Below are 25,141 nucleotides of genomic sequence, written 5' to 3' on the forward strand. Positions count from 1 at the left end.
CGCAAGCCCCCCGGTGCGCTATATGTTGAAAGTGGAAGGGAGTTGGTACTCCCTGGTCTCGTCCCCGGATCCGCCAGTCGCACGGCAGTGCGTGCTTGATTGCGGATGGCCGACGTCAGGCCGACGCGGTCGGCGGCTCCAGCATAGGCACGAGGAATTGCCTTGCCACCATGGATAATTGGGCCTCGTCGTCGAGGTCGATGATGCGACTGGGCATGGTGAGGAACGACGCCGACACTCGAACCATCATCTCCGCCACCAGGTTTGTGTCCAGATCGGGTGACACGTTGCCCGCGCGCTGCTCACGGTGGAGCTGGCCCGTGACGAACTGTTGCACCGCGGCGAGCGTTCCGCCGTCGCCGCCGACGACGGAACCGGCAAGTGCCGGTTCCGTCTCGATGAGTCCGCCGATGAGGGGGTTGCTCCGAATGGCGCGCAGAGAGCTCACGAAGCCGAGCACGACTCGATCGGCGGCGGTCCGTGCCTGTGCAATGTCGTCGAGGAATCGGGTGAAGTACCGGCGGAACTCCCGGAGGACGACCTGGTCGACCAGCGCGTCCTTGGTCTCGAACTTCCGGTAGATCGTGATCCGGGACATGCCGGCCCGCTTGGCCACCTCGTCCATGGATGAACGTTGGATCCCCATCCGGCAGAACTGTTCGTAGGCGGCGTCGAGGAGGCGCGTTCGGGTGTGGTCGCCGTCGTCGGCCTGCTCGACGGCGTCGGAGTACGCCCGTTCGAGCAGGGACTTCGCGTTCGCGGCGACGGGCGCGGACGACGTGGGTTTCACGATCACCTCCTGAAAGCGCCGACGCTACGCCTCGTTTCACCGAGCCTTCGCCGACTGGACATGTTGTGACGTCCGCCACAACATGCTAGACAATGTTACAGAGTTACAGCGCATGTTTCATTGCATCATCAATCATTCAGGCGTTGGGCGGGGGAGCCGAGATGGAGTACCTGAGCAGGAGAAACCTACTGAAGGCCGGCGGGGCGCTTGGCGCGCTCGGCGCATTCGCGATGGCCGCACCGGCCGGCGCACAACCGTGGAGGTGGTCACCGGCCGGCTCGGTGGTGGGCGCGGGCAGTGGGGCGGACCCGCGGCAGGTCTGGGACACCGAGGCCGATCCCCTCGTGGCCTCGCTCCTCGACCGCGGTGACGTGCCGAAGGTGAACGAACTCCTGCGGAAGTGGACCCGGAACGGGCAACCGCTGCCGGACGGCCTGCCCACCGATCTGCGCGACTTCATGGAACGGGCCCGGCAGCTCCCGGCCTGGACGGATCAGGGCAAGCTCGCCACCGCGGTGAAGTTCAACGAGAAGCGCGGGCTCTATCTCGGCGTCCTGTACGGCTTCGCCAGCGGCATGATGAGCACCGTCATCCCCAAGGAGGCGCGCGCGGTCTACTACTCCCAGGGCGGCGCGGACATGAAGGACCGCATCTCCAAGACCGCAAAACTGGGTTACGACATCGGGTCTCGCAACGCGTACCAGCCCGATGGCTCGATGATCGTGACCGCCGTCAAGACCCGCCTCGTCCACGCCGCGGTGCGCCACGTGCTTCCGCAGTCCCCGCACTGGGTCGGCGCCGCACCCGAGGACATTCCGATCAGCCAGCACGACATGATGGTCACCTGGCACAGCCTGCCCACCACCGTCATGCGGACCCTGCGGAAGTGGAAGGTGCCGATTCCCGCCGCCGAGGCCGATGCCTTCCTGCACTCCTGGCAGGTCAGCGCGCACATGCTCGGCATCGAGGACCAGTACATCCCCGGCTCGTGGGATCAGGCCGAGTCCCAGGCGACCCAGGTGCTCGATCCGGTGCTCGCCCCGACCCCCGAGGGGATCAAGCTGGCGGACATCCTCCTCGACCTCGGCTCGGGGCTCGATGCCACGCTGCTGAGCAGGCCCATCCTGGGTGCGCTGACCCGGTTCACTCTCGGCAATCAGATCTCCGACTGGCTGCGGATCCCGCGGGAGCCGGTGTGGGGGCCCCTGCTGGACGTGGCGTGGCCGCCCTTCATCGCGGTACGGGAGGGGCTGCTCCCGCTCCCTCTCGCCCCGCAGGCGTACTGGACCTTCGACGAACTGCTCCGCCAGTTCGTGCTGGTCTACATGGCGGAACTGAAGCCCATCAGCATCGAGATCCCGCAGGCCAACAACCCGCACTACAACTGACCCGTTCGCCGTCGAACCGCCTCCGGGGTAAGCGATTCTGCGACCGGGGCGGCCTCGCGGCCCGGCCGGCCCGGTGGGTGTGATGCCGGTCGCACTCGGATCCCACTGGCCGGGACGGCGAGGCGGCTGCAGGTGTGACCGTCGTTACTTTTCGGCCAACACGTTGGCGATCGAAAGGAGCGGCATGGCCGGGCGGGTAGCGGGGAAGGTGGCCTTTGTCACCGGTGCGGCACGGGGGCAGGGGCGCAGTCACGCGCTGCGGCTCGCGGAGGAGGGTGCGGACATTATCGCCCTCGACCTGGCCGAGGGCATCGACACCGTCACCCCGTTCTATCCGGCCGCGACGGAGGACGATCTCGCCGAGACCGCCCGCGGCGTCGAGCGCCTGGGTCGCCGCATCGTCACGGGGAAGGTCGACGTCCGCGACTTCGAGGGCGTCTCCGGTTTCCTCGACCGCGGTGTGGCCGAGCTGGGCCGCGTCGACATCGTGGTGGCCAATGCCGGCATCTTCATCAGTGGTGAACCGGCACACCGGATCACGGAGGCCGAGTGGGACGACGTGCTCGACGTCAACCTCAAGGGCGTGTGGCACACGTGCAAGGCCGCGGTCCCGCACCTGATCGAGCAGGGCGACGGGGGATCGATCGTCATCACCAGTTCGACGGCCGGGATCAAGGGCACGCGGAATGCCGGCGCCTATGCGGCCAGCAAGCACGCAGTGGTCGGGCTGATGCGCACCCTCGTCAACGAACTCGGCGGGTATCGCATCCGGACGAACACCGTCCACCCGGGCGCAACGGACACCGACATGCTCATGAACGACCGCTGCTTCAACCTCTTTCTGCCCGGCGTCGACCATCCGACGAAGGAACAGGTGGCTCCGCTGTTCGCCGGAGCGAACGCGATCCCCGTTCCCTGGGCGGATCCGATCGACGTCTCCAATGCCGTGCTCTTCCTGGCCTCGGACGAGGCGCGCTACGTGACCGGAACCCAGCTCAGGGTCGACGCCGGGTTCACCACCCGCTGAGAACGCACGGAAGAGTGAACATGACAACACAATTGGATTCCCTCGCGGTCGACACGGTTGCCGATGCGGCGCAGGAGTGGCTGTCCCGGTTCGCGGACCTGCTCCGCACCGGTATCGACGCCGAGGCGATACTGCATCCCGACCTGTGGTGGCGCGACCTGCTCGCCTTCTCCGGCGACCTGCGCAGCCTGCACGGCGGCATGCGGATCGACACCCTGCTCGCGTCCGCGGTCGACCAGCAGGTGCACGGTGAGCGGCTGGATCCGGTGGCGCCGCCGGTGGAGGTGCCGAGTGGCTCGGGCGCGCCGATGATCCAGCTGCTGTTCCGGTTCGACACTCGACTCGGCCACGTCCGGGGTGTCGCCCGGCTCGTTCGCGAGGACGGCGGCTGGCGGGCGCGGAACATCCTGACCTCGCTCGACTCCCTGGCGGGCCACGAACCGGCAATCGGCGAGCGACGGCCCGAGGGCACGCCGGCCGCGGGGGAGGAGCCGGAGTACTGGGCGGCGCGCCGGACCCGCGAACTCGACTGCCGCGACGGGGATCCGGACGTCCTGGTGATCGGTGCCGGGCACTCGGGTCTGGCGCTGGCCGCCGAACTCGGGGCGCTCGGCGTCCGGACCCTGCTGGTCGACCGGGCGGAGCGGGTCGGGGACAACTGGCGTGGCCGATACGACTCGCTGGTGCTGCACGACCCGGTCTGGTCGAACCACCTGCCGCTGATGCCGTTCCCGCCGAACTGGCCGGTGTTCACGCCCAAGGACAAGATGGGCGACTGGCTCGAGATCTACTCCCGCGCGATGGAACTCAACGTGTGGAACCGAACCCGGATCGCGGCGGCGGCGTTCGACCCGGCCGAACGCCGCTGGACCGTCGAGGTGGACCGCAACGGCACCCGGCGCACCCTGCGCCCGCGGCACGTGGTGCTCGCCACCGGGCTCAGCGGCACCGAACCGGTGATGCCCACGTTCGAGGGAGCCGACCGGTTCGCCGGGGAGCTGCTGCACTCGAGCGGGTACCGGACCGAGCCGGCGCGGCGTGGCACCCGCACGGTGGTCATCGGCACCGGCAACAGCGGCCACGACATCGCGCAGGACCTGTACGAGTCGGGTGCGCACGTGACGCTGGTGCAGCGCGGGCCGACACACGTGGTGAGCGCGCGGTCCATGTACCAGGGCGACGGGATCCGCAACGCGGAACACAAGCGGACCGACATCGGCGACCTGATCGCCGCCTCCTCGGCGCGCCGCGATCCGCAGTACCTGGCGGGGCTGCGCGCGTGGGTGAGCATGCTCGCCGACGCGGACCAGGAACTGCTCGACGCGTTGACCGCCCGCGGGTTCGACCACAACGGCGGCCCGGACGGCACCGGCGCCTCGACGCTGTTCCTGACGCGCAACGGCGGCTACTACATCGACGTGGGTGCCGCGCCCCTGGTCGCGGACGGCCGGATCGGGCTGGTCTCCGGGGCGATCGAACGGCTCGACACCGACGGGCTCGTCATGTCGGACGGCACCCGTGTACCGGCCGACACCATCGTCTGCGCGACCGGGTTCCGCGGCATCCTCGACACCGCCCGCCGCGTTCTCGGCGATTCCGTCGCCGACGCCTGCGGACCGGTCTGGGATCTCGACGACGAGGGCGAACTGCGGTCGGTGTGGCGGCGGTCCGGGCACGACCGGTTCTGGATCCACGGCGGAAACCTGGCGCTGGTCCGCACCTACGGCAGGTACCTGGCGTTGCAGATCAAGGCCGACCTGGCCGGGATCGAACTGCCCGCGCTCGGCTGACCGCTCCGCATCACGGGCGGATTGCCGCGCTGCCGAGAGTTGCTTCTGCGCAAGTGAATTCGCAACCCTCGCCCGCACGCGCCGCTCGATTCGGTCCCGGAGGTCCTCGACCGGGACCGACTCGGGCGGCGTCGACGGACGGGCCGGATGCGGGTCGCGCTGGACAACTCCGGTGGGAGGCGGAACGATCGCGGGGGTGACCAGCAGACCCGACGAAGCGCAGTATCTGCGCGACCTCGCCCGGCTGCGCCGGGTGCGAGACCGGATCGACCGCGAGTACGCGCAGCCGTTGGACGTGGAGGCGCTGGCCCGCGACGCGCACATGTCGGCCGGGCACCTCAGTCGCCAGTTCCGGCGCGCGTACGGCGAGCCGCCGTACGCCTATCTGATGACGCGGCGCATCGAGCGCGCGATGGCGCTGCTGCGTCGCGGTGACCTCAGCGTCACCGAGGTCTGCTTCGCGGTCGGCTGCTCGTCGCTGGGCACGTTCAGCACCCGTTTCACCGAGCTCGTCGGTGTCCCGCCCAGCGTCTACCGGGAGCAGGAGCGCTCCGCGGCGGAGATGCCGTCGTGCGTCACGAAGCAGGTCACCAGACCGATCAGGAATCGAGAAGCGTCCACCGCGAGCCGCGCATAGCGTGATCGCCATGAACATCACCATTCACTCCGCCTTCCTCCCGCACAACGACCGCGACGCCGCCCTGGGCTTCTACCGCGACATCCTCGGTTTCGAGGTCCGCAAGGAGGTCGGCTACAACGACATGTACTGGATCACCGTCGGCCACCCCGACCAGCCCGACACCTCCCTGGTCCTGCACCCGCCGGCCGCCGACCCCGGCATCACCGACGACGAGCGCCGCATGATCACCGAGATGATGGCCAAGGGGACGTACGCGATCCTCACCCTCGCCACCCCCGACCTCGACGAGACCTTCGCGAAGCTCGAGGCGAACGGCGCGGACATCGTCCAGGAACCGATCGAGCAGCCCTACGGCATCCGCGACTGCGCCGTGCGGGATCCCGCGGGCAACCTGCTTCGCATCAACGAGGTGAACTGACATGGCAACCACCCAGTCACAGACGATCATCAAGTCCCTCACCCTCGAGGTTCCCGATCCGGCGGCCGCCGAGGCGTTCTACGCCGCCCTCGGTGTCGGCGACCATGTGGCGGTTCGCGCCGCCGAGACCCCGACGACCGGTTTCCGCGGGTACACGCTGTCGCTCGTGGTGTCCCAGCCGAGCAACGTCGACGCCTACGTCGCCGCTGCCCTCGACGGAGGTGCGACGGAACTGAAGCCGGCCCGGAAGAGCATGTGGGGGTACGGCGGTGCGGTGCAGGCACCGGACGGCGCGATCTGGACGATCGCCAGTTCGTCGAAGAAGGACGTGGGACCGGCGGCCCGGCAGTTCGAGGAACTCGTCCTGCTACTCGGGGTGGAGGACGTCAAGGCGAGCAAGCAGTTCTACGTCGACCGCGGACTGGTGGTGCAGAAGAGCTTCGGCCGCAAGTACGTTCAGTTCGAGCCCTCGCCCGCCGGCGTCACTCTGGCACTGAACGGGCGCCGGGCGTTGGCGAAGAACGCGGGGGTGTCCCCGGAGGGCAGCGGCTCGCACCGGATCGCCGTCGGCAGTACCGCCGGGCCGTTCACCGACCCGGACGGGTTCGCGTGGGAGACCGCCGCGGGATGACGGTGGCTTCGGGTAGACAGGAAGGTCGACCGCACCGAACGCGACAGAGGGAGACACGATGACCAAGGCCGCGAGCACGACGTCACCGCCGTCACACGCCGCCGACAGCCACGATCTGATCCGCGTGCACGGTGCGCGGGAGAACAACCTCAAGAATGTCAGCGTCGAGCTGCCGAAGCGGCGGCTGACGGTGTTCACCGGTGTGTCCGGCTCGGGCAAGAGTTCGCTGGTGTTCTCCACGATCGCCGCGGAGTCGCAGCGGATGATCAACGAGACCTACAGCGCGTTCGTGCAGGGCTTCATGCCGACCCTGGCGCGGCCGGACGTCGACGTGCTCGAGGGCCTGACGACGGCGATCATCGTCGACCAGGAGCGGATGGGTGCCAACCCGCGTTCCACTGTCGGCACCGCGACCGACGCGAACGCGATGCTGCGCATCCTGTTCAGCCGGCTGGGGAAGCCGCACATCGGCTCGCAGCAGGCGTTCTCGTTCAACGTCGCGTCGGTCAGCGGGGCGGGGGCGATCTCGGTTGAGAAGGGCGGCCGGACCGTCAAGGAGCGTCGCAGCTTCAGCGTCACCGGGGGTATGTGCCCGCGCTGCGAGGGCATGGGCAAGGTCTCCGACTTCGACCTGACCGCGCTGTACGACGACAGTAAGTCGCTGAACGAGGGTGCGCTGACCATCCCCGGCTACAGCATGGAGGGATGGTACGGCCGCATCTACCGGGGCTGCGGTTTCTTCGACCCCGACAAGCCGATCGCCAAGTTCACCAAGAAGCAGTTGAACGATCTGCTGTACAAGGAACCGACCAAGGTCAAGGTCGACGGTGTCAACGTGACATTCGAGGGCCTGATCCCGAAGATCCAGAAGTCGTTCCTGTCCAAGGACCGTGAGGCGATGCAGCCGCACATCCGGGCGTTCGTCGACCGCGCGATCACGTTCCAGACCTGCCCCGACTGCGAGGGCACCCGGCTGAGCGCGGAGGCGAGGTCGTCGAAGATCGGCGGAGTCAGCATCGCCGACGTCTGTGCCATGCAGATCAGCGATCTCGCCGAGTGGGTGCGCGGCCTCGACGAGCCGTCGGCCGCGCCGCTGCTCAAGTCGCTCGGGGAGACGCTCGACTCGTTCGTCGAGATCGGGCTCGGCTACCTCAGCCTCGACCGTCCTGCCGGCACGCTGTCCGGGGGAGAGGCGCAGCGCACCAAGCTCATCCGGCATCTCGGGTCCTCTCTCACCGACGTCACCTACGTCTTCGACGAGCCGACCATCGGCCTGCACCCGCACGACATCGCGCGGATGAACGACCTGCTGCTGCAGCTGCGGGACAAGGGCAACACCGTGCTGGTCGTCGAGCACAAGCCCGAGGCGATCGCCATCGCCGACCACGTCGTCGACCTCGGCCCGCGGGCAGGCACCGAGGGCGGTGAGATCGTGTTCGAGGGCACCGTGGACGACCTGCGGTCGAGCGGCACCCTCACCGGCAAGCACCTGGACGATCGGGCGTCGCTCAAGACGACGGTGCGTACCTCCGCCGGTGCGCTCGAGGTACGCGGCGCCGACACCCACAACCTTCGCGGCGTCGACGTGGACATCCCGCTGGGCGTGCTCGCGGTGGTGACCGGTGTGGCCGGTTCGGGCAAGAGCTCCCTGATCGACGGTTCGGTCTCCAAGAGGCAGGGCGTGGTGTCGATCGACCAGGGGGCGATCAAGGGTTCCCGGCGCAGCAACCCCGCCACCTACACCGGACTCCTCGACCACATCCGTAAGGCATTCGCGAAGGCCAACGGCGTCAAGCCCGGGCTGTTCAGCGCCAACTCCGAGGGTGCATGCCCCAACTGCAACGGCGCCGGCGTGGTCTACTCCGACCTGGCGATGATGGGCGGGGTCTCCGCCCCCTGCGAGGTGTGCGAGGGCAAGCGCTTCCAGGCCGAGGTGCTCGACTACACGTTCGGCGGCAAGGACATCGCCGAGGTGCTCGGGATGTCCGTCGCGCAGGCCGAGGAGTTCTTCAGCGGCAGGAGGACGACCGAGCATCGCAGCGACGAAGGAGCGAGGAGCGGAGGGAGGACGGGCCGCGCAGAAGGCGGTTCGGGCGAGGCGAAGATACCGGCCGCGCACAAGATTCTCGCGCGCCTGGCGGACGTGGGCCTCGGGTACATCAAGATCGGTCAGCCGCTGACCACGCTGTCCGGTGGCGAGCGGCAGCGCCTCAAGCTCGCCACCCACATGGGGGAGAAGGGGGACGTCTACATCCTCGACGAGCCGACCACCGGTTTGCACCTCGCCGACGTCGAGAACCTGCTCGGCCTGCTCGACCGGCTCGTCGACTCGGGCAAGTCGGTCATCGTCATCGAGCACCACCAGGCGGTCATGGCGCACGCCGACTGGATCATCGACCTCGGCCCGGGCGCCGGACACGACGGCGGGCGCATCGTCTTCGAGGGCACCCCCGCCGACCTCGTCGCCGGCCGCTCCACCCTGACCGGCAAGCACCTCGCGGAGTACGTCGGCGCCTGATCGGGACGTCGGGTGCGCACCGGATGCCGGTGCGCACCCGAGCGTCGAAAGTTTTTTTCGGGGCCTGTCGATCCGCCCGCTGTTCGTTCGACGTCCCGGATGAGAGGGTCGATTCGCGACCTGAGAACGAAGGAGCGAACCATGAAGTACATGCTCATCATGCGTGTGACCGACGAGGCGATCGAGGCGTCGAAGGACATCCCGTTCGAGCAGATCATCGAGGACATGGGCCGGTTCAACGAGTCGATGATGAAGGCCGGGGTGTTGCTGAGCGGTGAGGGCCTCTCCGACGCGGAGGAGGGGTTCGTCGTCGACTTCTCCGGGGACACCCCGCTGGTCACCGACGGCCCCTACGGGGAGACGAAAGAGCTGTTCAACGGCTTCTGGATCCTCGAGGTCGCGTCCAAGGAGGAGGCCGCCGAGTGGGCCAAGCGGGCACCGCTCGGGCCGGGAACGAAGCTCGAGGTGCGCCGCGTGACCGGCCCCGAGGACTTTCCCCAGGACAACGAGTGGATCCAGAAGGAAGAGGGCTGGCGCGAGGAACTCGAGGGCCGCAAGGCGTGACCGAATGAGCGATGCCCCGATGGAGCGCCGCCCGGACCCGGTGGAGTCCGCGCGGCGCTCGGTCGCGGCCGTCTGGCGGATCGAGTCGGCGCGCATCGTCGCCACACTCACCCGGATGGTCGGCGACTTCGCCCGCGCCGAGGACCTCGCACAGGACGCGCTCGCCGACGCGCTCGCGCAGTGGCCCGAGTCCGGGATCCCCGCGAACCCCGGCGCGTGGCTGACCGCCGTCGCGAAACGCAAGGCCATCGACGGCTGGCGCCGACAGGAGCGGTACGACGAGCGGCTCGCCGCCATCGCCCGCGATCTCGAAGCGGAGGAGACCCGCGCGACGGACGTGGCAGCCGAATTGCCCTGGGACCCGGACCGGATCGACGACGACGTGCTCCGGCTCGTGTTCGTCTCGTGCCATCCGGTGCTCTCGCGGGAGGCTCGCGTCGCGCTGACGCTCAAGGTGGTCGGCGGCCTGTCCAGCGAGGAGATCGCGCGGGCGTTCCTGGTGCCGACGTCGACGGTGCAGCAGCGGATCGTGCGGGCCAAGAAGACGCTCACGGCGGCGAAGGTGCCGTTCGCGGTCCCGGACCGGTCCGAGTTCGGTGACCGGCTCGGCGCGGTCCTCGGGGTGCTGTACCTGGTGTTCAACGAGGGTCACGCGGCGAGCGCGGGGGACGAGTGGATTCGGCCCGACCTGTGCCGGGAGGCGCTGCGGCTCGGGAGGGTGCTCGCCGAACTGGTGCCCTCGGAGCCGGAGTCGCACGGCCTCGTCGCCCTCATGGAACTGACCGCGGCGCGTTTCCCGGCGCGCCTCGACGCGCACGGCGACCCGGTCCTGCTCGCCGATCAGGATCGGCGCCGCTGGGACCGCGGCGCCATCGTGCGTGGACGCGCGGCCCTGGCCCGTGCCGACGCGCTCGGCCGCGGCCGCGGTGCCTACTCGTTGCAGGCGGCGATCGCGGAGTGCCATGCCGTCGCCGCCTCCGTCGACGAGACCGACTGGGAGCGAATCGTTCTGCTCTACGAGGCGCTGGGACGCCTCGCCCCGTCACCCGTCGTCGACCTCAACCGTGCCGCGGCGGTCGCGATGGCCACCGGTCCCGCCGCGGCACTCGAGATCGTCGACGGCCTCGTTGCCGACGGCCGCCTCGCCGGGTATCGGCTGCTGCCCGCGACCCGTGCGGAGCTGCTCGTCCGCCTGGGCCGGAACGCGGAGGCGCGGGCCGAGTTCGAGGCGGCAGCCCGGCTCACCGGCAACGCCCGCGAGCGAAAGCTGCTGTCGGAGAGGGCCGCGGCGCTGCAGGTCGACTGACCGCGGCACCGCTGCCGGTGGGCCGGTTCCGCGTCACGGCGCCTGGATCACGCCCGAGGCGCGCAGCCGGGCGACCTCCTCCGCGCTGCATCCGAGCAGGTCCGTCAGCAGGGCGGCGGAGTCGTCGCCCACCGCGGGTGCGGGCCCGGTGGCGTAGTGCTCCCCGTCGAACGCCGCGGGATGCCCGGCCGCGAGATAGGTGCCGATCCGTGGTTGCTCCAGCTGCTCGAACAGGGGATTGCGATCCAGCTCGCCGCCGGTCGCCACCTCCGTGAAGGTGCGGTAGCGCCGGTGCAGCACCGAGGTCGTCGCGAGCAGTCCGGAGACCTCGTCCGCGGTGCGGTCGGCGAACCAGGCCCGGAGCAGTGCGGTGATCACCTCACGATGGCGGAAACGGTCTGCCTCCGTGGAGAAGTCGGCGCCCAGTGCCTTCTCCACGGCGGCGACGGCGTCCGCGGTTCCCGTCACGGACAGCAGATCACGGAAATGCCGCGAGGTCAGGGCGACGACCATGAAGCGGGCGCCGTCGGCGGTGACGAAATCGACTCCGTACGTGCCGTACACGAAGTTGCCGGTGCCCTCGCGGCCCCCGCCGGTGACCTGCGGTTCGGTCAGGTACCCGAGCGTGCCGGCGGTCGCGAGCGCGACGTCCTCCAGGGTGAGGGCGATGCGTGCTCCCGTGCCCGTCCGATCGCGTTTGCGTGCCGCCGCCGCGATCGCCAGGGCGGCGTACAGCCCGCACGCCATGTCCCAGGCCGGGAGCACGTGATTGACCACCCCGGCGTGGTCGAGGGGCCCGGTGATCTGCGGGAAGCCGATCCCGGCGTTGACGGTGTAGTCGACGCCGGGGGTGCCGTCGCGGTTGCCGAGCAGTTCGAGGGTGATCACGTCGGGGCGCAGTGACGCGAGGGTCTCGTGGCTCATCCAGCTGCGGCCGCCCGCGTTGGTCACCAGGATCCCGCCCTCGGAACCCGGCGCTGTGACCAGGCGCTGGATCAGCTCCTGTCCCTGCTCGCTGCGCATGTCGCATGCGAGGGAACGTTTTCCGCGGTTGAGTCCGGTCCAGTAGATGGATTCGCCGTCGTCGGTGAGCGGCCAGCGGTGGTAGTCGGCGGCGCCGCCGATCGGGTCGACGCGGATCACCTCGGCGCCGAGCTGGGACAGGGTCAGTCCGCACAGCGGGGAGGCGACGAAGCTCGACACCTCGACCACACGGAGGCCCGAAAGCGGCCGGTTCGCGGTGGTGTTCACGAAATTTCCTCTCGCGTCAGGCCATCAGGGCGGTGAAGTGCCAGTCGAGCACCGGTCGTGGCTCGTCGGTGTCGTGCGCGTGGACCAGTGACCGGAGTTCGAGTACCCCGGCCCGCGAATCCGGGAGCGCGGTCGCGGACAGGACGTGGAGTTCGCTGGTCAGCGTGTCGCCCTCGTGCACCGGACCGGTGTGATCGCACGACTGCCAGCCCAGCACCGTCACCAGGTTCGGCAGGGCCCGTGTCGCCTGGCTCAGGGCGAGGCCGATCGTGTGCCCGCCGTACACCAGCCGGCCCGCCTGCCCGCCCCGCTCGTCGTGGTGGGTGGCCGCGATGTTGAGCGTCAGGCGCGCGAGTTCCGGTGCGCTGGAGACGACGTCGCCGCTGCTGGTCAGGACGAGCCCGGCCAGCTCGGGGGTGAAGTGCCGTCCCGGCACCCGGTCGCGGTACACCTCGAGGTCCCAGCCTGCCGGTGCCCGGTGGTCGCGTCCGGCGTCCGACCCGATCTGCGCGAGGTCGTCCGCGTGCACCACCCGGCCCGGGTCGGCGTCCGGTCCGAGCGGGAGCATCGCGCACCGGTGGAAGTCGAGGACGGTACGGCCCTCCTGGTCGGTGGTCCGCATGCGCAGGGCGGCCAGCCCGGTCGGTGCGCGGCCGGGTTTCGCGGCGTTCTCGCGCAGGCCGACGACCTCGGTGCGGGTGTGCAGGGTGTCCCCGAGGTGGGGGAAGCGGTGCAGGCGCAGGCCGCGGTAGAAGAGGTTCGCCTTGACGTGATGGGTGACCAGCGTCGACTGGCCGATCGCCAGGTCACATACCAGTCCGGGGTGCGCCACCGGGGCCGGCGATCCGGTGACGGCGGCCGACAGGTGGGCGTCGAGCGGCATCCGCAGCCGGTCACCGAGGATCGCCTGGTGGGAGGCCGCGAGTCCGCCGGTGAGGGTGACGGCCGGGGCGTCGTCGAAGACCTGCCCGACTGCGAGGTCGTCGAAGTACGGTCCGCCGACCGCGACGGCGGTCACCGCGCGCTCCGGAAGGTCATGGTCACGGGTTCGTCCCTCTCGTTCGACATTTGTCCGGCCAAATTCTCGCAATCGTTAGTACCGTACCGAGGGTGTTTGAGGCAATGCCTTGACTCGGCTCGGAATGGCGCGCAAATATGGCCGTACAAATTGGGCGGACCGCAGGACGGATTCATGACTTCTTCGAACGCGTACAACCTCGATGCCGAGGAGGCATTCCTGGTCGAGACGGTGCGGGCCTTCGTCGATCGCGACGTCAAACCCACCGTGCAGGAGGTCGAGCACGCGAACGAGTACCCCGAGAAGTGGATCGAGCAGATGAAGCGCATCGGCATCTACGGGCTCGCGGTGCCGGAGGAGTACGGCGGCTCCCCGGTGTCGATGCCCTGCTACGCGCGGGTCACCGAGGAACTGGCGCGGGGCTGGATGAGCCTGGCCGGCGCGATGGGTGGCCACACCGTCGTCGCGAAGCTGCTCACCCTGTTCGGAACGGAGGAGCAGAAGCGGCAGTATCTGCCGCGGATGGCCACCGGCGAGGTCCGCGCGACGATGGCGCTCACCGAGCCCGGCGGCGGATCGGACCTGCAGAACATGGCCACCACCGCGAAGACGGACGGGGACGACCTGGTGATCACCGGCGCCAAGACGTGGATCTCCAACGCCCGCCGGTCCGGCCTGATCGCGCTGCTGTGCAAGACGGATCCGAAGGCGCAGCCACGGCACTCGGGGATCTCGATTGTCCTCGTCGAACACGGCCCGGGACTGACGGTCTCGCGGGATCTGCCCAAGCTCGGGTACAAGGGCGTCGAGAGCTGCGAGCTGGCGTTCGACAACTACCGGATCCCGGCGACGGCCATCCTCGGGGGCGAGCCCGGCAAGGGCTTCGGTCAGATGATGAAGGGTCTGGAGACCGGCCGGATCCAGGTCGCGTGCCGCGCTCTCGGGGTCGCCGCCGCCGCACTGGAGGACTCGCTCGCCTACGCGCAGCAGCGGGAGAGCTTCGGGCAGCCGATCTGGAAGCACCAGTCGATCGGCAACTACCTGGCCGACATGGCGACCAAGCTGACCGCCGCCCGCCAGCTCACCCGGTACGCGGCCGAGAAGTACGACAGCGGGGACCGCTGCGACATGGAGGCGGGCATGGCCAAGCTGTACGCGTCGGAGGTCGCGATGGAGATCGCCCTGAACGCGGTGCGCATCCACGGCGGCTACGGCTACTCCACCGAGTACGACGTGGAGCGGTATTTCCGGGACGCGCCGCTGATGATCGTCGGCGAGGGCACCAACGAGATCCAGCGCAACGTCATCGCCGGGCAGTTGGTGGCGCGCGGCGGGATCTAGAATGAACCGCGATGAATGATTCGGGGCCGGCGTACCGGGTGCTGTCGGACAGGTTGCGGCGTGAGATCGCGTCGGGTCGGTACCGGGGCGGCGTCCGGCTGCCCACGGAATCGGAACTGTCCCAGGAACACAACCTCAGCAGGCAGACGGTGCGCCGCGCGTTCCAGGACCTGGTCGCCGAGGGCATCGTCTACCGCGTGCCCGGACGCGGGACCTTCGCGACCGAGCCGGACGGACGGTACCTGCGGCAGCTCGGGTCCATCGAGGACCTGATGAACCTGTCCGCCGACACCACCATGGAGGTGCTCGAACCGCTCCGCCGCCGGGTGGACATCGAGACCGCCAGCCGCCTGCGTCTGGACACGGACGTGGTGTACCGCATGATGTTTCGCCGACTGCACGACGGGATTCCGTTCGTCGTCACCACCGTCTCGCTGCCCGAACGCATCGCCCGCCTGGTGATCGACGCACCGGAACTGCAGCCCGGAGCGTCCAGCGCGTGGACCATCATCGGCCTGCTCGAACCTCTCCTCTCCAGCCCGATTGTCGAAGCCGCGCAGTCGATCACGGTGGCGCCTGCACCACCTGCGGTGGCCGGGCAACTGGACTGCGCCGACGGGCACCCGATGCTGCGGGTCGACCGCCTCTACAGCGACGGTGACGGGCTGGCCGACGAACTCGCCGTCAGCTACTTCCTGCCCGAGCACTACACCTACCGGGTCACCCTGCGGCGCACCGGGCACTGAGCATGCCCGCGGTCCTCCGATCCGGCGTAGGCTGCCGGCCATGTCGGCACGGTGCCGCGCACGCATCGAGGACGTGCACGAGTTGGCCTCGGCGATGCCACATGTCACCGTCGAGCACGGCCCGCGGGGGAATCCGATCTACCAGGTCGGCGGAAAGTCGTTCGTCTTCTTCCGAACTCCGCGACCCGACGCGGTCGATCCCGCATCCGGCGCGCGCTACACCGACGTCATCGTGATCTGGGTGCCGTCAGAGTCGGACAAGCTGGCGCTCGTGCAGGATCCGCGATCCCCGTTCTTCACCACCGCGCATTTCGACGGACATCCGTCGGTCCTGGTCCGGGCCGGCCGGATCGGCGAGCTGACCCGCCGCGAACTCGCCGAGGTGATCGAGGACGCGTGGCTCTCCCGCGCCTCCGCCCGGCGACGCGCGGACTGGTTGGCGGCACATCAGGCCTGAGCGCTGTCGGCGACGGGCCGGAGCGCGGCGGACGTCCGCTCGATGTGCGTGGCGAGCCGCTCGGCGGCGAGGTCGGCATCCCGGGCGAGTGCGGCGTCGACGAGTCCGCGGTGCTCGGCGGCCACGTCACGGCCGGGATCGTCGCCGAGGTGCCCCGACCAGTGCCGGTACAGCGCGGCGGACTCGCGCAGCGAGAGCGCGACCTCGAGCAGGCGGGAGTTGCCGCAGCCGTCGAGCAGCGCGCGGTGGAAACGTTCGTGGGCGTCGTCCCACTCGGGGTTCGCCTCGCCGTCCGGGGTGGCCGGGGGCGTCGCCGCGAGCAGGTGGTGGGCGGCGACGACGGCGGATTCCCAGTGCACGTCTCCGCGCTCGACGGCGCGGCGGAACACCAGCGACTCGAGTTCCCGGCGCGCCTCGGTGAGTTCGTCGAGGTCCATCAGGGACAGCGTGACGACGCGAAAGCCCTGTTGCGGCAGGGAGATCGCGAGCCCCTGTTCGGCCAGTCGGGTCAGGGCCTCGCGGACCACCGACTGGCTCACCGAGTACTTCTCGGTGAGCTCCACGAACCGCAGCCGCTGCCCGGGCTGCAGCCGACCGCGCATGATGTCGGCCCTGATCTGCTCGTACACCGCGCCCGCGCGGGTCGTCGGACTGGCGGTTCCCATGGCACGACCCTAGCGGCTCACGTCATTCCCGAGAAATAACGTTATTTTCTTGCTTTGTCGACCATCGGGGTGCAGGATGGTGCCACGCCGCAGGACCGCGCGGCGACCACTGCACCGAGGAGACGTGTCATGCGGGTTGCGAACATCGACGGACGACTGGCCCTGGCCGTGGCCGGCGGACACATCGACGTCGAGGCGGCCAGCGGCGGCCGGTTCGGCGCCGACCCGCAGGCCGTCTACGAGGACTGGGCCGCCTTCGTCGAGTGGGCCGCGACCGTCGACGCCGCCGCGCACCCGCGCATCGCGGTCACCGAACGCACGGTGTGGGGTGCGCCCGTCCCCCGGCCGCGTCAGGTGTTCGCGATCGGCCTCAACTACGCCGAGCACGCCGCGGAGTCCAACATCGCGCTGCCGCCGGTGCCCGCCGTGTTCACCAAGTTCCCCACCTCGATCACCGGCCACGAGCAGCCGGTCGCCCTGCCCACCGAGACCGTGGACTGGGAGGTCGAGATGGTCGCCGTCATCGGCACCCGCTGCGACCACGTCGGCGAGGCGGACGTCTGGGACCACATCGCGGGAGTTGCCGTCGGACAGGACATCTCCGAGCGGACGCTGCAGCTCAAGGGTGCGGCCCCGCAGTTCTCGCTCGCCAAGTCCTTCCGCGGGTTCGCGCCGATCGGACCGGAACTGGTCACCGTCGACGAACTGCCCGACCGGGACAACCTGGAGATCGGCTGTGCCCTCGACGACGGGGAGGTACTGCAGAAGGGTCGCACCTCCGAGATGATCTTCACGATCCCGGAGTTGGTGGCGCACCTGTCGTCGGTGTGCCCGCTGCTGCCCGGCGACGTCATCTTCACGGGCACCCCCGACGGAGTCGGCATGGCCCGCACCCCGCAGCGTTTCCTGGCCCCGGGCCAGACCCTGGTCAGCTGGATCGAGGGGGTCGGCACCCTCCGAAATCCCCTGATCGCGGGTTGACGGGTTCCGGCATCGCCGGCGGCGGCACGAGCCGCCGTCCATCGACGAGCAATCGTCCGATCATGCGGCTCGGCCGGTGTCGGGGCCCGGATTCCCCGCTGGTGCGCGCCGGGTCAGAGCTCGGTTGGGAGGCCGGTGTCGTAGAGCGACAGCACATCTGTGGTGCTGCGAAGCGTGTCGACCACGCACCGTGCGGGTGAGGTGAAGAGTTTCGGATAGTCGACCTCCCCCCGGGAGCGGTCAACCCGCCAGGCGAGTTGTTCCGAGTCGAGCGAGAACTGCGCATCGACACCGTCCTTGTTGCCGCGCGGATCCTGGCGATGCCAGGCGCCGTTGAGGTGGACCGCCACCAGCCCGTGCAGGACATGTCCATCTCCGTGAGCGAGACGCTGGTAGCACAGGCCGGTCGGAATGCCTTCCGCTCGCAAGAGCGCCGTCAGTAGGTGCGACTTTGCGTAGCAGAGCCCCACGCGCTGCGCGAGAACCTCACCGGCGGTCAGCGTCACCCGTGGGTCCTGGACGTCGTATGAGTGCGCCACCTCGTCTCGCACCCATTCGAATGCAGCCTTGGTGAATGAGATGTCGCTGCCTGCCTGCTGCCGCACCGTCAGTGCAAGCTCCTGGACGGCTCGGTCCTGTGGATCGATGAACTCGTCACCGCCCAGATAGGCTTCGGGAGGCGCTGTTTCGAGTGCTACTTCGATGGTGGTCATGTCGAGAACATTGTGCGGGCCGTGCGGAGCAGTCAAATCCTTTTGACGAGGCATTGCGAGAGTGAACGACGCTCCTTGGAAGAAACTGTGCCTGCTGCACCGGATCCACCGAATCCACTTCCGCCGCAGTGTGATTGTGGACGCAGGTCACCAAGGGTCCGGGATCGCGGGCGGCGGGGGATGGCGAGGATTGACCATCTCTCGGCCAATTCGGTGGAAACGTTCAACCCGGAAGGTTACGTTCATCGGGTTGAAGATCCATGCGTCCGAACGAGGTGTATTCGATGACGGTCCGAGCAACGGCAGCCGACTCCGGTCGACTGTCCTCCGCAACTGCCATGACCGAATCAAGCCCAAGGGGTACCTCTCGTGGATCTTCCACGCATCTTCACCATTCGCGAAAGTAGCCACCGCATCCACAACCCGTTCACCTCTGGCAAGCTCGCCGCCCTGGGTGACGCTCTGCACCTGGAACCAGGGACTCGCGTGCTCGACCTCGCCAGCGGGTCGGGCGAAATGCTCTGCACGTGGGCCCGAGACCACCGCGTCACCGGGACCGGGGTGGACATCAGCACGGTGTTCACCGAGCAGGCCCGCGTCCGTGCCGCTGAACTCGGCGTGGCCGACCGGGTCACCTTCGTGCACTCCGACGCCTCCGGCTTCGTCGCGGGCGAGCCGGTCGATCTCGCCGCATGCGTCGGTGCCACCTGGATCGGAGGCGGCGTGGCCGGCACCGTCGAGCTGCTGAGCAAGAGTCTCCGTCCCGGCGGCCTGATGCTGATCGGTGAGCCGTACTGGCGTCACGAAGTGCCCGACCAGGAAACCGCCAGAGCCTGCGGTGCCAGTGGCAAGGACGACTTCCTCGTGCTGCCGGAGCTGATCGAGCAATTCGGCGATCTCGGGTTCGACGTCGTGGAAATGGTGCTGGCCGATCAGGACAGCTGGGACCGGTACCAGGCGGCGCAGTGGCTCAACCTCCGCCGTTGGCTCGACGACAATCCTGACGACGAGTTGGCCGCCGAGGTGCGGGCCGAGCTCACCACCGAACCCGCCCGCTACACGCGGTACCAGCGTGAATATCTCGGCTGGGGAGTTTTCGCACTGATGGGCCGCTGACAGTCCGACGAGCGCGGGTCCCGGGCAACGTGCTTGCCCGGACCCGCGGCCGATCACCAGGTCGAACAGGCCTGGCACAAGCGGCCGGCGGACCGAAGCGAGCGCGGCGGCAGGTGGACTCACAGCGGGTTCACAGGGCGGACATGCCGGGCGTCGCCGTAACATTCGGGTCGTCCGGTGCGACACCCCTCTTGACGTGACGTGAGCGCATGGCACGGGGTGGTCCGCGCGTCGTCCGAGAGTTACGGAGTGGGGAGCGGACATGACAATTCGTGGATTCATCGCGCGGCATCGCGTCGCCAGAACCGCGGCCGCCCCGGTGGCGCTCGGCGTCGCCGCGGCCATCACCGCCTGGTGGGCGTTCGCGCCGCCGACGACCACGATCGACACCGAGCTGACGGCGTCCACGACGGAATGCCACGACATGGTCACCGTCTCGATCGCCGGCCGCAACGACACCCCCGGGGACACGGTCCCCCGGCTCGTCGACGCCAACGGCAATGCGCTCCCCGCCGCCCTGTCCACCGACTACAGCAGCCACTGGGTGGACCCGGTGGTCAACGCGCCGAACGCGATCAACACGGCGCTCAACCCTCAGGCGTACGCCGCGGTGTACATCGCGTACCCCGCGAACATGGACAACTACGAGTCCGCGGTCCAGACCGGCGTCGCGAACACCGAGACCGTGATGAGCGAGATCCGCAAGTCCTGCCCGAACACCCGCTTCTCCGTGGTCGGCTACAGCGAGGGCGCCGACGTCGCCCGCCGGGTCGCACAGAACATCGGCCACCAGGACGGGACCGATGGCTACGAGATCGTCGACCCCGCGAACGTCGTCGGGGTCGTGATCTTCGCCGACGCCGGCCGTGCCGCCGAACAGGGCCCGTTCCCGGGCGCACAGAACCCGTTCAGCAACCCGGACGGGTTCGACACCGTGTACCAGACCGGCACCACACCCGCCTCGGGTGCGGGCGCGGTGACCGGTACCGGTGGCGCCGACTTCGGCGCGCTCGCGGGCAAGGTCGCATCGTTCTGTTCCGACGGCGATCTCACCTGCGCTGCGCCGCAGAACATCTCGCTGCTGCAGCTGGTGGTCAACGTCGGTCGGCAGCTGAACATCGACAGCCTCGAGAAGGACGGCCTGACCCCGGCGACCGGGCAGGACGTCGCCGTCACTCTCGGCAAGATCGGGTTCGACGCGTTCAACGTGATTCGCTCGCAGCCGAATTGGATGCAGAGCGACCAGACGTTCCTCGATGTGCTGCTGCAGGTGTCGGATCCGGCGTACGACCCGAGCAAGGCCACCACGACGCTGCCCGTCGAGTCGGTCGCCGACTCCATCGATGCCGAGAAGATGTCGCCGCTCGCGTACCTGCCGCAGAAGCTCTTCAACGAGGTCGTCAACCTGATCGTCACCAACCAGAACACCATCCCGGTGGTGCTCAGCGACCCGTACCAGCTCACCCTCGGTCCGGACACCGGTCATCACTTCGACTACTGGCGCGACTCCGCCGACGGAAAGCCGCTGACCTCCGCCGAGTACGCCGCGCAGTGGCTCACCAAACTCGCGGAGCAGGCGCGGGACGGGGTACCGCTGCCGACCACCACCACGACCGCTCCGACCACGACCGCTCCGACCACGACGGCTCCGACCACGAAGTCCTCGGCGCCGACGACGAGCGCAGCCACCAAGGCGACGACTACCACCCCGTCGACGCAGGCGGCGATCCCGGCCGGCGGGGCCGCGGCCGACCCGGTCCTCGCCGAGACCGTGCAGGGCCCGGATGCCGTCGCGGCGACGCCGGAGCCGACCGCGGGCGCAACGGCGACGGACGCCCCGACCGGCGCCGCGACGACGGATCCGGCGACGACGACCGACAGCGCGGCCCCGAGCTCGGCGTCGACGGCCGCGGCCACGTCGTCGGCTGTGGTGACGACGACTCCGGTCGCGCAGCCCACCCGCTGACACCGGGCTCCGCCCGCATGAACGGAACCGTTCAATCGATCTGACGGCATGAACGGTTCCGTTCATGCCGTCGGGCGGGGTGCTGTCGGGGGTTGCCGGAGCGTGACGTGCGCCTCATCGGGCGGGTGTGGATTCGAGTGCCGGCCTGCCCACTTCCTAACCTGAATGGTTGTGTCGGGAGAATCGGGAACGCAGGTGGCGACCATCGACCTGCCTGTCCCCACTCCCGCCTCCCCGTGGTCGGCGATGGTGGCCGTGCCGCGTCAGGGCCGTCGCTGGCCGGGCGTCGCGCGCGCAGCGGTAACGGTGGCGGTGCCCGGTCTCACGGGCGTCGCCCTCGGTGCCGGGCCGGTCGCCGCGGTCGCCACCCTCGGTGCGTTCGCCGTCGTCTACGGCGAGGGCCGCCCGTACCGGGTGCGCTGGCGGATGCTCGCGATCGTCGGTGTCGTGCTCGTCGCGTTGGCCGGGACCGGTGCCGCCGTCGGGTCGGCGGTGCACCACGCCGCGACCGCGGGCGGCTCCGCGCTGTGGCCGATGGTGTTGGTGGCGACCATGACGGTCGTGGTGGCCTCGTGCGCGTTCGTCGTCGACGCGCTCAGGCTCGGCGCGCCCGGCGCGTTCCTGCTGCTGTTGGCCCTCGAGATCGCGTCCGCACTACCGGGGGCGGGGGTGTCGGTCGCGGCCGTCGTGGCGTGGACGGCGATCGGTGCGGGCACCGCACTGGTGGTCGGGATGTCCGGTGTCCTCGTTCGGCCGCGCACGGCGGAGCGGGCCGCGGTCGCCGCCGCGGTGCGCGCGGTCGACACGGTGCTGGCGGAGAACTCGCCCGCGCATCGCCGGGCCGCGGTCCACGACCTGCACGCGGCATGGCAGTGCCTGCACGACGCCGGGCTCGCCGGCTCGGACGATCCACTGACGCGGACGCTCCGGGCGGCGCACGCGCGGTGCGCGGCGGTCGTGCACGGTGCCCCGCACGACGAGGCCACCCCCGAGGACGACCTGCATCCGCGGACGCCGCTGCGCCGCCCGTCGGTCCGCTACCGCCTCGCCCGGGCCGCGCACCCCCGGGGGCGTTCGGTGACCGTCGTGGCACGGCTGCTCGTCGCCTGTCCGGCGGCAGGGGCGATCGCGGTCGTGTTGGGGGTTGGACGACCAGACTGGGCGGTGATCACCGCCGCGATGATCCTGCACCAGGGCCCCGACCGGATCCTAGGCACCTACCGTGCGGCCCATCGATTCGTCGGCACCGTCCTCGGGCTCGGGTTGCTCGCGGGCCTGTCGCTGTTCGACCTGCGCGGGGCAGCGCTGGTCGTGGTGCTCGCGTTGACGATGGCGGGTATTGAGGCGTTCCTGGTGCGCAACTACGGTCTCGCGATGGTGTTCATCACCCCGCTCGCGATGATCCTCGGGGTGCTCGGAACCCCGGGCGACCTCGGCCTCGTCTCCCGGGACCGATTCCTCGAGACCGTCGTCGGGGTCGTTGTCGCCCTGGCCGTGATGTGGGGGGTACTGCCCCGCGCCCACCGCCGGATCCTCGCCGACGCGGACGCGCAGGTCGCCGACACCATCGCCCGGATCACCCGCGCGGCCGACGACCGGGAGCTACCCGAGCTGCGTCGCGACCTCGAGTTCGACCTGCATGCGTCGACGACGGCGGCGATCACCGCTGCCCACACCGAGCCGGACTGGACTCGCGACCGCTGGCCCGGGCATCGCCGACTGCACGAGCACGGCTATCGGATCCTGACCTCACCGCATCGGTCCGCCGCGGACACGTAGGCGGTCCGTCGGGGACTCGCGGTGACCCTCCGACATTCTGCGCTTCCCCGCGGACCGGCCGGTGGGGAGCGAGAATCGGGCTGTCGTTGGCTACCCGAACGAATGAGGTGTTCGATGCAGAGTCAGTTCGATGAACTTGCCGATCTGTACGAGGACATGGCCGGCTGGCCTTTCCGTCGGTTCCTGGAGATTCCCAACTTCCTCGCCGTCCTCGGTGATCTTGCCGACCGTGACGTCCTCGACTTCGGTTGTGGGAACGGCATGTACGCTCGGCTGCTGAAGGAGCAGGGTGCACGCCGGGTCGTCGGCTACGACGTCTCGGATGGCATGCTCGAGTATGCGAGGGCCCGAGAAGTGGAGAACCCACTGGGCATCGAGTTCGCCTCCGATCTCGGCGACGACCTCGCCGGCCGGTTCGACCTGGTTCTGGCCGTATACGTGTTGCCGTACGCCACCACCCGGCAGGAACTCCATGCGATGTGCGCGCAGATGGCGAAACCGTTGCGGCCGGGCGGCCGCCTCGTCACCCTTCCCATTCATCCCGACTATGTGCGAGACCCCGCATACTACGAGCGATTCGGATTCCGGCTGACGCCGATCGGTCCGGATGTCGACGGCGGTGAGGTACAACTCGACCTGTTCGGTCCGGGTGGTGCGGGGGACGAGGACACCGTCACCGCCTACGTCTGGACGAAGGACAGCATCGACGAGGCGATGCACGCCGCCGGTTTCGCACTCACCCAGTGGGTCGACTACGGGCGATACCGTTCGGCCGCCGCGGATTCCGAGGAGGAGCTGCTCCGTGCGTACTGGGAGCGCCCACACGCCGCGATCGTGAACTGCCGACTGGGCTGACGTCACGATCTCGTCGGGCTCGGGTCGTATCGAGGCACCGGGCACAACGCGGGAGGTGACGGTGCGATGACGGTGTATCGCCAGCAGTTGGCCGGCGTGACGTACGAGTTTGCGGGACTGGTGGATCTGCTGGCGAAGGCGACGCCGCTGCGGTCGGGTGACGAGCTGGCGGGATGCGCGGCGTCGTCGGATGCCGAGCGGGCCGCGGCGCAGTGGGCGCTGGCCGAGGTTCCGCTGGCCACGTTCCTCGCCGAGACCGTGGTCCCCTACGAGACCGACGAGGTCACCCGGCTGATCCTCGACGGCCACGACGCGGCCGCGTTCGCGCCGGTCGGGCACCTGACGGTCGGCGGCCTGCGCGACCACCTGCTCGCGACTGCCGCCACGCCCGATTCCGCGACTGTTCTCGGTGCGCTCGCGTCGGGATTGACTCCCGAAATGGTCGCGGCAACAAGCAAGATCATGCGCAATCAGGACCTGATCACCGTGTCCCGCGCGTTGACGGTGACGAGTGCGTTCCGAACCACGATCGGGTTGCCGGGGCGGCTCGCGACGCGGCTACAGCCGAATCATCCGGTTGACGATCCGCGTGGCGTCGCGGCCGCGACGCTCGACGGGTTGTTGATGGGGTGCGGCGACGCGGTGATCGGTATCAACCCGGCCGGTGACTCCCCGCACGCCGTCGCGGACCTGCTGCACCTGCTCGACGACGTGCGCACCCGGTTCGACATCCCCACCCAGTCGTGCGTGCTCACCCACGTCACCACGACGATCGACCTGATCGAGCGCGGCGCGCCGGTGGATCTGGTGTTCCAGTCCATCGCAGGCACCGAGGGCGCCAACCGAGGCTTCGGTGTCGACCTTGCGGTGCTCCGGGAGGGCGACGAGGCCGGGCGGTCGCTGCGCCGCGGCACCGTCGGCGACAACGTCATGTATCTCGAGACGGGGCAGGGCTCGGCGCTGTCGTCCGGGACCCACCTCGGCATCGGCGGCAGGCCCGTCGACCAGCAGACCCTCGAGGCCCGCGCCTACGCGGTGGCACGCGAGCTGAAACCGTTGCTGGTCAACACCGTTGTTGGCTTCATCGGCCCCGAGTACCTGTACGACGGCAAGCAGATCATCCGCGCCGGGCTCGAGGACCAGTTCTGCGGGAAGCTGCTCGGCAGAACTGAAGAGCACAC

The 25,141-nt window shown here is 69.3% G+C and carries 23 protein-coding genes; 18 read left to right on the forward strand and 5 right to left on the reverse strand.

Features of this window, described 5'->3' with window-relative positions; genetic code table 11:
- Positions 1-115: 115 nt before the first annotated feature.
- On the reverse strand, positions 116-790 hold the full coding sequence (locus ACWDU4_RS18170) for a TetR/AcrR family transcriptional regulator (RefSeq protein ID WP_450115309.1): 675 nt from the start codon (positions 788-790) through the stop codon (positions 116-118).
- A gap of 161 nt (positions 791-951) precedes the next feature.
- Here ACWDU4_RS18170 and ACWDU4_RS18175 point away from each other — a divergent pair, with 161 nt between their 5' ends.
- From ACWDU4_RS18175 to ACWDU4_RS18215, 9 genes are all read left to right on the forward strand, one after another.
- Positions 952-2,178, forward strand: coding sequence for an oxygenase MpaB family protein (locus ACWDU4_RS18175; RefSeq protein ID WP_450115310.1), 1,227 nt, complete (start codon positions 952-954; stop codon positions 2,176-2,178).
- Positions 2,179-2,362: 184 nt separating this feature from the next.
- The gene (locus tag ACWDU4_RS18180) at positions 2,363-3,205 is read left to right on the forward strand and encodes a mycofactocin-coupled SDR family oxidoreductase (RefSeq protein ID WP_450115311.1); all 843 of its coding nucleotides are present in this window, start codon (positions 2,363-2,365) and stop codon (positions 3,203-3,205) included.
- Between the two features lie 20 nt (positions 3,206-3,225).
- A complete protein-coding gene (locus ACWDU4_RS18185; protein WP_450115312.1) occupies positions 3,226-4,995 on the forward strand; it encodes a flavin-containing monooxygenase in 1,770 nt (589 codons plus the stop codon).
- 196 nt (positions 4,996-5,191) lie between these two features.
- A complete protein-coding gene (locus tag ACWDU4_RS18190; RefSeq protein WP_450115313.1) occupies positions 5,192-5,632 on the forward strand; it encodes a helix-turn-helix transcriptional regulator in 441 nt (146 codons plus the stop codon).
- A 10-nt stretch (positions 5,633-5,642) separates the two neighbouring features.
- Complete coding sequence (locus ACWDU4_RS18195) at positions 5,643-6,053, forward strand: VOC family protein (RefSeq protein ID WP_450115314.1); 411 nt, start codon at positions 5,643-5,645, stop codon at positions 6,051-6,053.
- 1 nt (position 6,054) lies between these two features.
- A complete protein-coding gene (locus ACWDU4_RS18200) occupies positions 6,055-6,684 on the forward strand; it encodes a glyoxalase (protein ID WP_450115315.1) in 630 nt (209 codons plus the stop codon).
- A gap of 58 nt (positions 6,685-6,742) precedes the next feature.
- Positions 6,743-9,202: an ATP-binding cassette domain-containing protein gene (locus ACWDU4_RS18205; protein ID WP_450115316.1), complete on the forward strand. Its 2,460-nt coding sequence runs from the start codon at positions 6,743-6,745 to the stop codon at positions 9,200-9,202.
- 141 nt (positions 9,203-9,343) lie between these two features.
- A complete protein-coding gene (locus tag ACWDU4_RS18210; protein WP_450115317.1) occupies positions 9,344-9,766 on the forward strand; it encodes a YciI family protein in 423 nt (140 codons plus the stop codon).
- A 4-nt stretch (positions 9,767-9,770) separates the two neighbouring features.
- On the forward strand, positions 9,771-11,072 hold the full coding sequence (locus tag ACWDU4_RS18215) for an RNA polymerase sigma factor (RefSeq protein WP_450115318.1): 1,302 nt from the start codon (positions 9,771-9,773) through the stop codon (positions 11,070-11,072).
- A 33-nt stretch (positions 11,073-11,105) separates the two neighbouring features.
- On the opposite strand, the gene ACWDU4_RS18220 is transcribed toward ACWDU4_RS18215, so the two are convergent.
- Together ACWDU4_RS18220 and ACWDU4_RS18225 are read right to left on the reverse strand one after the other, a co-directional pair.
- Entirely contained in the window at positions 11,106-12,323 is a 1,218-nt protein-coding gene (locus ACWDU4_RS18220; RefSeq protein WP_450115319.1) for a CoA transferase, read from the reverse strand.
- A gap of 16 nt (positions 12,324-12,339) precedes the next feature.
- Positions 12,340-13,341 (reverse strand): MaoC family dehydratase, encoded by a 1,002-nt coding sequence (locus ACWDU4_RS18225; RefSeq protein ID WP_450115320.1) that lies wholly within the window; start codon positions 13,339-13,341, stop codon positions 12,340-12,342.
- A 174-nt stretch (positions 13,342-13,515) separates the two neighbouring features.
- On the opposite strand from ACWDU4_RS18225, the gene ACWDU4_RS18230 reads away from it, so the two are divergent.
- The 3 genes from ACWDU4_RS18230 to ACWDU4_RS18240 are packed head-to-tail and all read left to right on the forward strand — an operon-like array spanning position 13,516 to position 15,885.
- Positions 13,516-14,682 (forward strand): acyl-CoA dehydrogenase family protein, encoded by a 1,167-nt coding sequence (locus ACWDU4_RS18230; RefSeq protein WP_450115321.1) that lies wholly within the window; start codon positions 13,516-13,518, stop codon positions 14,680-14,682.
- An 11-nt stretch (positions 14,683-14,693) separates the two neighbouring features.
- Entirely contained in the window at positions 14,694-15,428 is a 735-nt protein-coding gene (locus ACWDU4_RS18235; protein ID WP_450115322.1) for a GntR family transcriptional regulator, read from the forward strand.
- Positions 15,429-15,468: 40 nt separating this feature from the next.
- Positions 15,469-15,885 (forward strand): MmcQ/YjbR family DNA-binding protein, encoded by a 417-nt coding sequence (locus tag ACWDU4_RS18240; protein ID WP_450115323.1) that lies wholly within the window; start codon positions 15,469-15,471, stop codon positions 15,883-15,885.
- Here ACWDU4_RS18240 and ACWDU4_RS18245 read toward each other — a convergent pair.
- A complete protein-coding gene (locus ACWDU4_RS18245; protein ID WP_450115324.1) occupies positions 15,876-16,550 on the reverse strand; it encodes a GntR family transcriptional regulator in 675 nt (224 codons plus the stop codon). The genes ACWDU4_RS18240 and ACWDU4_RS18245 overlap by 10 nt on opposite strands.
- A 129-nt stretch (positions 16,551-16,679) precedes the next feature.
- On the opposite strand from ACWDU4_RS18245, the gene ACWDU4_RS18250 reads away from it, so the two are divergent.
- Positions 16,680-17,531 (forward strand): fumarylacetoacetate hydrolase family protein, encoded by an 852-nt coding sequence (locus tag ACWDU4_RS18250; RefSeq protein ID WP_450115325.1) that lies wholly within the window; start codon positions 16,680-16,682, stop codon positions 17,529-17,531.
- A 113-nt stretch (positions 17,532-17,644) separates the two neighbouring features.
- Here the strand turns inward: ACWDU4_RS18250 and ACWDU4_RS18255 are convergent, their stop codons facing one another.
- The gene (locus ACWDU4_RS18255; RefSeq protein ID WP_450115326.1) at positions 17,645-18,244 is read right to left on the reverse strand and encodes a transglutaminase-like domain-containing protein; all 600 of its coding nucleotides are present in this window, start codon (positions 18,242-18,244) and stop codon (positions 17,645-17,647) included.
- A gap of 369 nt (positions 18,245-18,613) precedes the next feature.
- On the opposite strand from ACWDU4_RS18255, the gene ACWDU4_RS18260 reads away from it, so the two are divergent.
- From ACWDU4_RS18260 to eutB, 5 genes are all read left to right on the forward strand, one after another.
- On the forward strand, positions 18,614-19,360 hold the full coding sequence (locus tag ACWDU4_RS18260) for an SAM-dependent methyltransferase (protein WP_450115327.1): 747 nt from the start codon (positions 18,614-18,616) through the stop codon (positions 19,358-19,360).
- 262 nt (positions 19,361-19,622) lie between these two features.
- Entirely contained in the window at positions 19,623-21,326 is a 1,704-nt protein-coding gene (locus tag ACWDU4_RS18265; RefSeq protein ID WP_450115328.1) for a cutinase family protein, read from the forward strand.
- A gap of 246 nt (positions 21,327-21,572) precedes the next feature.
- Positions 21,573-23,105 carry an FUSC family protein gene (locus ACWDU4_RS18270; protein WP_450115333.1) on the forward strand — a complete coding sequence of 511 codons (1,533 nt, stop codon included), beginning with the start codon at positions 21,573-21,575 and terminating at the stop codon, positions 23,103-23,105.
- A 114-nt stretch (positions 23,106-23,219) separates the two neighbouring features.
- The gene (locus ACWDU4_RS18275) at positions 23,220-23,960 is read left to right on the forward strand and encodes a class I SAM-dependent DNA methyltransferase (protein WP_450115329.1); all 741 of its coding nucleotides are present in this window, start codon (positions 23,220-23,222) and stop codon (positions 23,958-23,960) included.
- A 66-nt stretch (positions 23,961-24,026) separates the two neighbouring features.
- On the forward strand, positions 24,027-25,141 hold a 1,115-nt coding region (gene eutB / locus ACWDU4_RS18280; RefSeq protein WP_450115330.1), incomplete at its 3' end, for an ethanolamine ammonia-lyase subunit EutB.

It is taken from the genome of Rhodococcus sp. NPDC003348, from assembly GCF_053589375.1.

Bases quoted from the DNA above. Each gene is read 5' to 3' on its own strand.
- ACWDU4_RS18175 (WP_450115310.1), top strand. From the start codon at position 952: ATGGAGTACCTGAGCAGGAGAAACCTACTGAAGGCCGGCGGGGCGCTT.
- ACWDU4_RS18180 (WP_450115311.1), top strand. From the start codon at position 2,363: ATGGCCGGGCGGGTAGCGGGGAAGGTGGCCTTTGTCACCGGTGCGGCA.
- ACWDU4_RS18185 (WP_450115312.1), top strand. From the start codon at position 3,226: ATGACAACACAATTGGATTCCCTCGCGGTCGACACGGTTGCCGATGCG.
- ACWDU4_RS18195 (WP_450115314.1), top strand. From the start codon at position 5,643: ATGAACATCACCATTCACTCCGCCTTCCTCCCGCACAACGACCGCGAC.
- ACWDU4_RS18200 (WP_450115315.1), top strand. From the start codon at position 6,055: ATGGCAACCACCCAGTCACAGACGATCATCAAGTCCCTCACCCTCGAG.
- ACWDU4_RS18205 (WP_450115316.1), top strand. From the start codon at position 6,743: ATGACCAAGGCCGCGAGCACGACGTCACCGCCGTCACACGCCGCCGAC.
- ACWDU4_RS18210 (WP_450115317.1), top strand. From the start codon at position 9,344: ATGAAGTACATGCTCATCATGCGTGTGACCGACGAGGCGATCGAGGCG.
- ACWDU4_RS18215 (WP_450115318.1), top strand. From the start codon at position 9,771: ATGAGCGATGCCCCGATGGAGCGCCGCCCGGACCCGGTGGAGTCCGCG.
- ACWDU4_RS18230 (WP_450115321.1), top strand. From the start codon at position 13,516: ATGACTTCTTCGAACGCGTACAACCTCGATGCCGAGGAGGCATTCCTG.
- ACWDU4_RS18235 (WP_450115322.1), top strand. From the start codon at position 14,694: ATGAATGATTCGGGGCCGGCGTACCGGGTGCTGTCGGACAGGTTGCGG.
- ACWDU4_RS18240 (WP_450115323.1), top strand. From the start codon at position 15,469: ATGTCGGCACGGTGCCGCGCACGCATCGAGGACGTGCACGAGTTGGCC.
- ACWDU4_RS18245 (WP_450115324.1), bottom strand. From the start codon at position 16,550: ATGGGAACCGCCAGTCCGACGACCCGCGCGGGCGCGGTGTACGAGCAG.
- ACWDU4_RS18250 (WP_450115325.1), top strand. From the start codon at position 16,680: ATGCGGGTTGCGAACATCGACGGACGACTGGCCCTGGCCGTGGCCGGC.
- ACWDU4_RS18255 (WP_450115326.1), bottom strand. From the start codon at position 18,244: ATGACCACCATCGAAGTAGCACTCGAAACAGCGCCTCCCGAAGCCTAT.
- ACWDU4_RS18265 (WP_450115328.1), top strand. From the start codon at position 19,623: ATGACAATTCGTGGATTCATCGCGCGGCATCGCGTCGCCAGAACCGCG.
- ACWDU4_RS18270 (WP_450115333.1), top strand. From the start codon at position 21,573: ATGGTGGCCGTGCCGCGTCAGGGCCGTCGCTGGCCGGGCGTCGCGCGC.
- ACWDU4_RS18275 (WP_450115329.1), top strand. From the start codon at position 23,220: ATGCAGAGTCAGTTCGATGAACTTGCCGATCTGTACGAGGACATGGCC.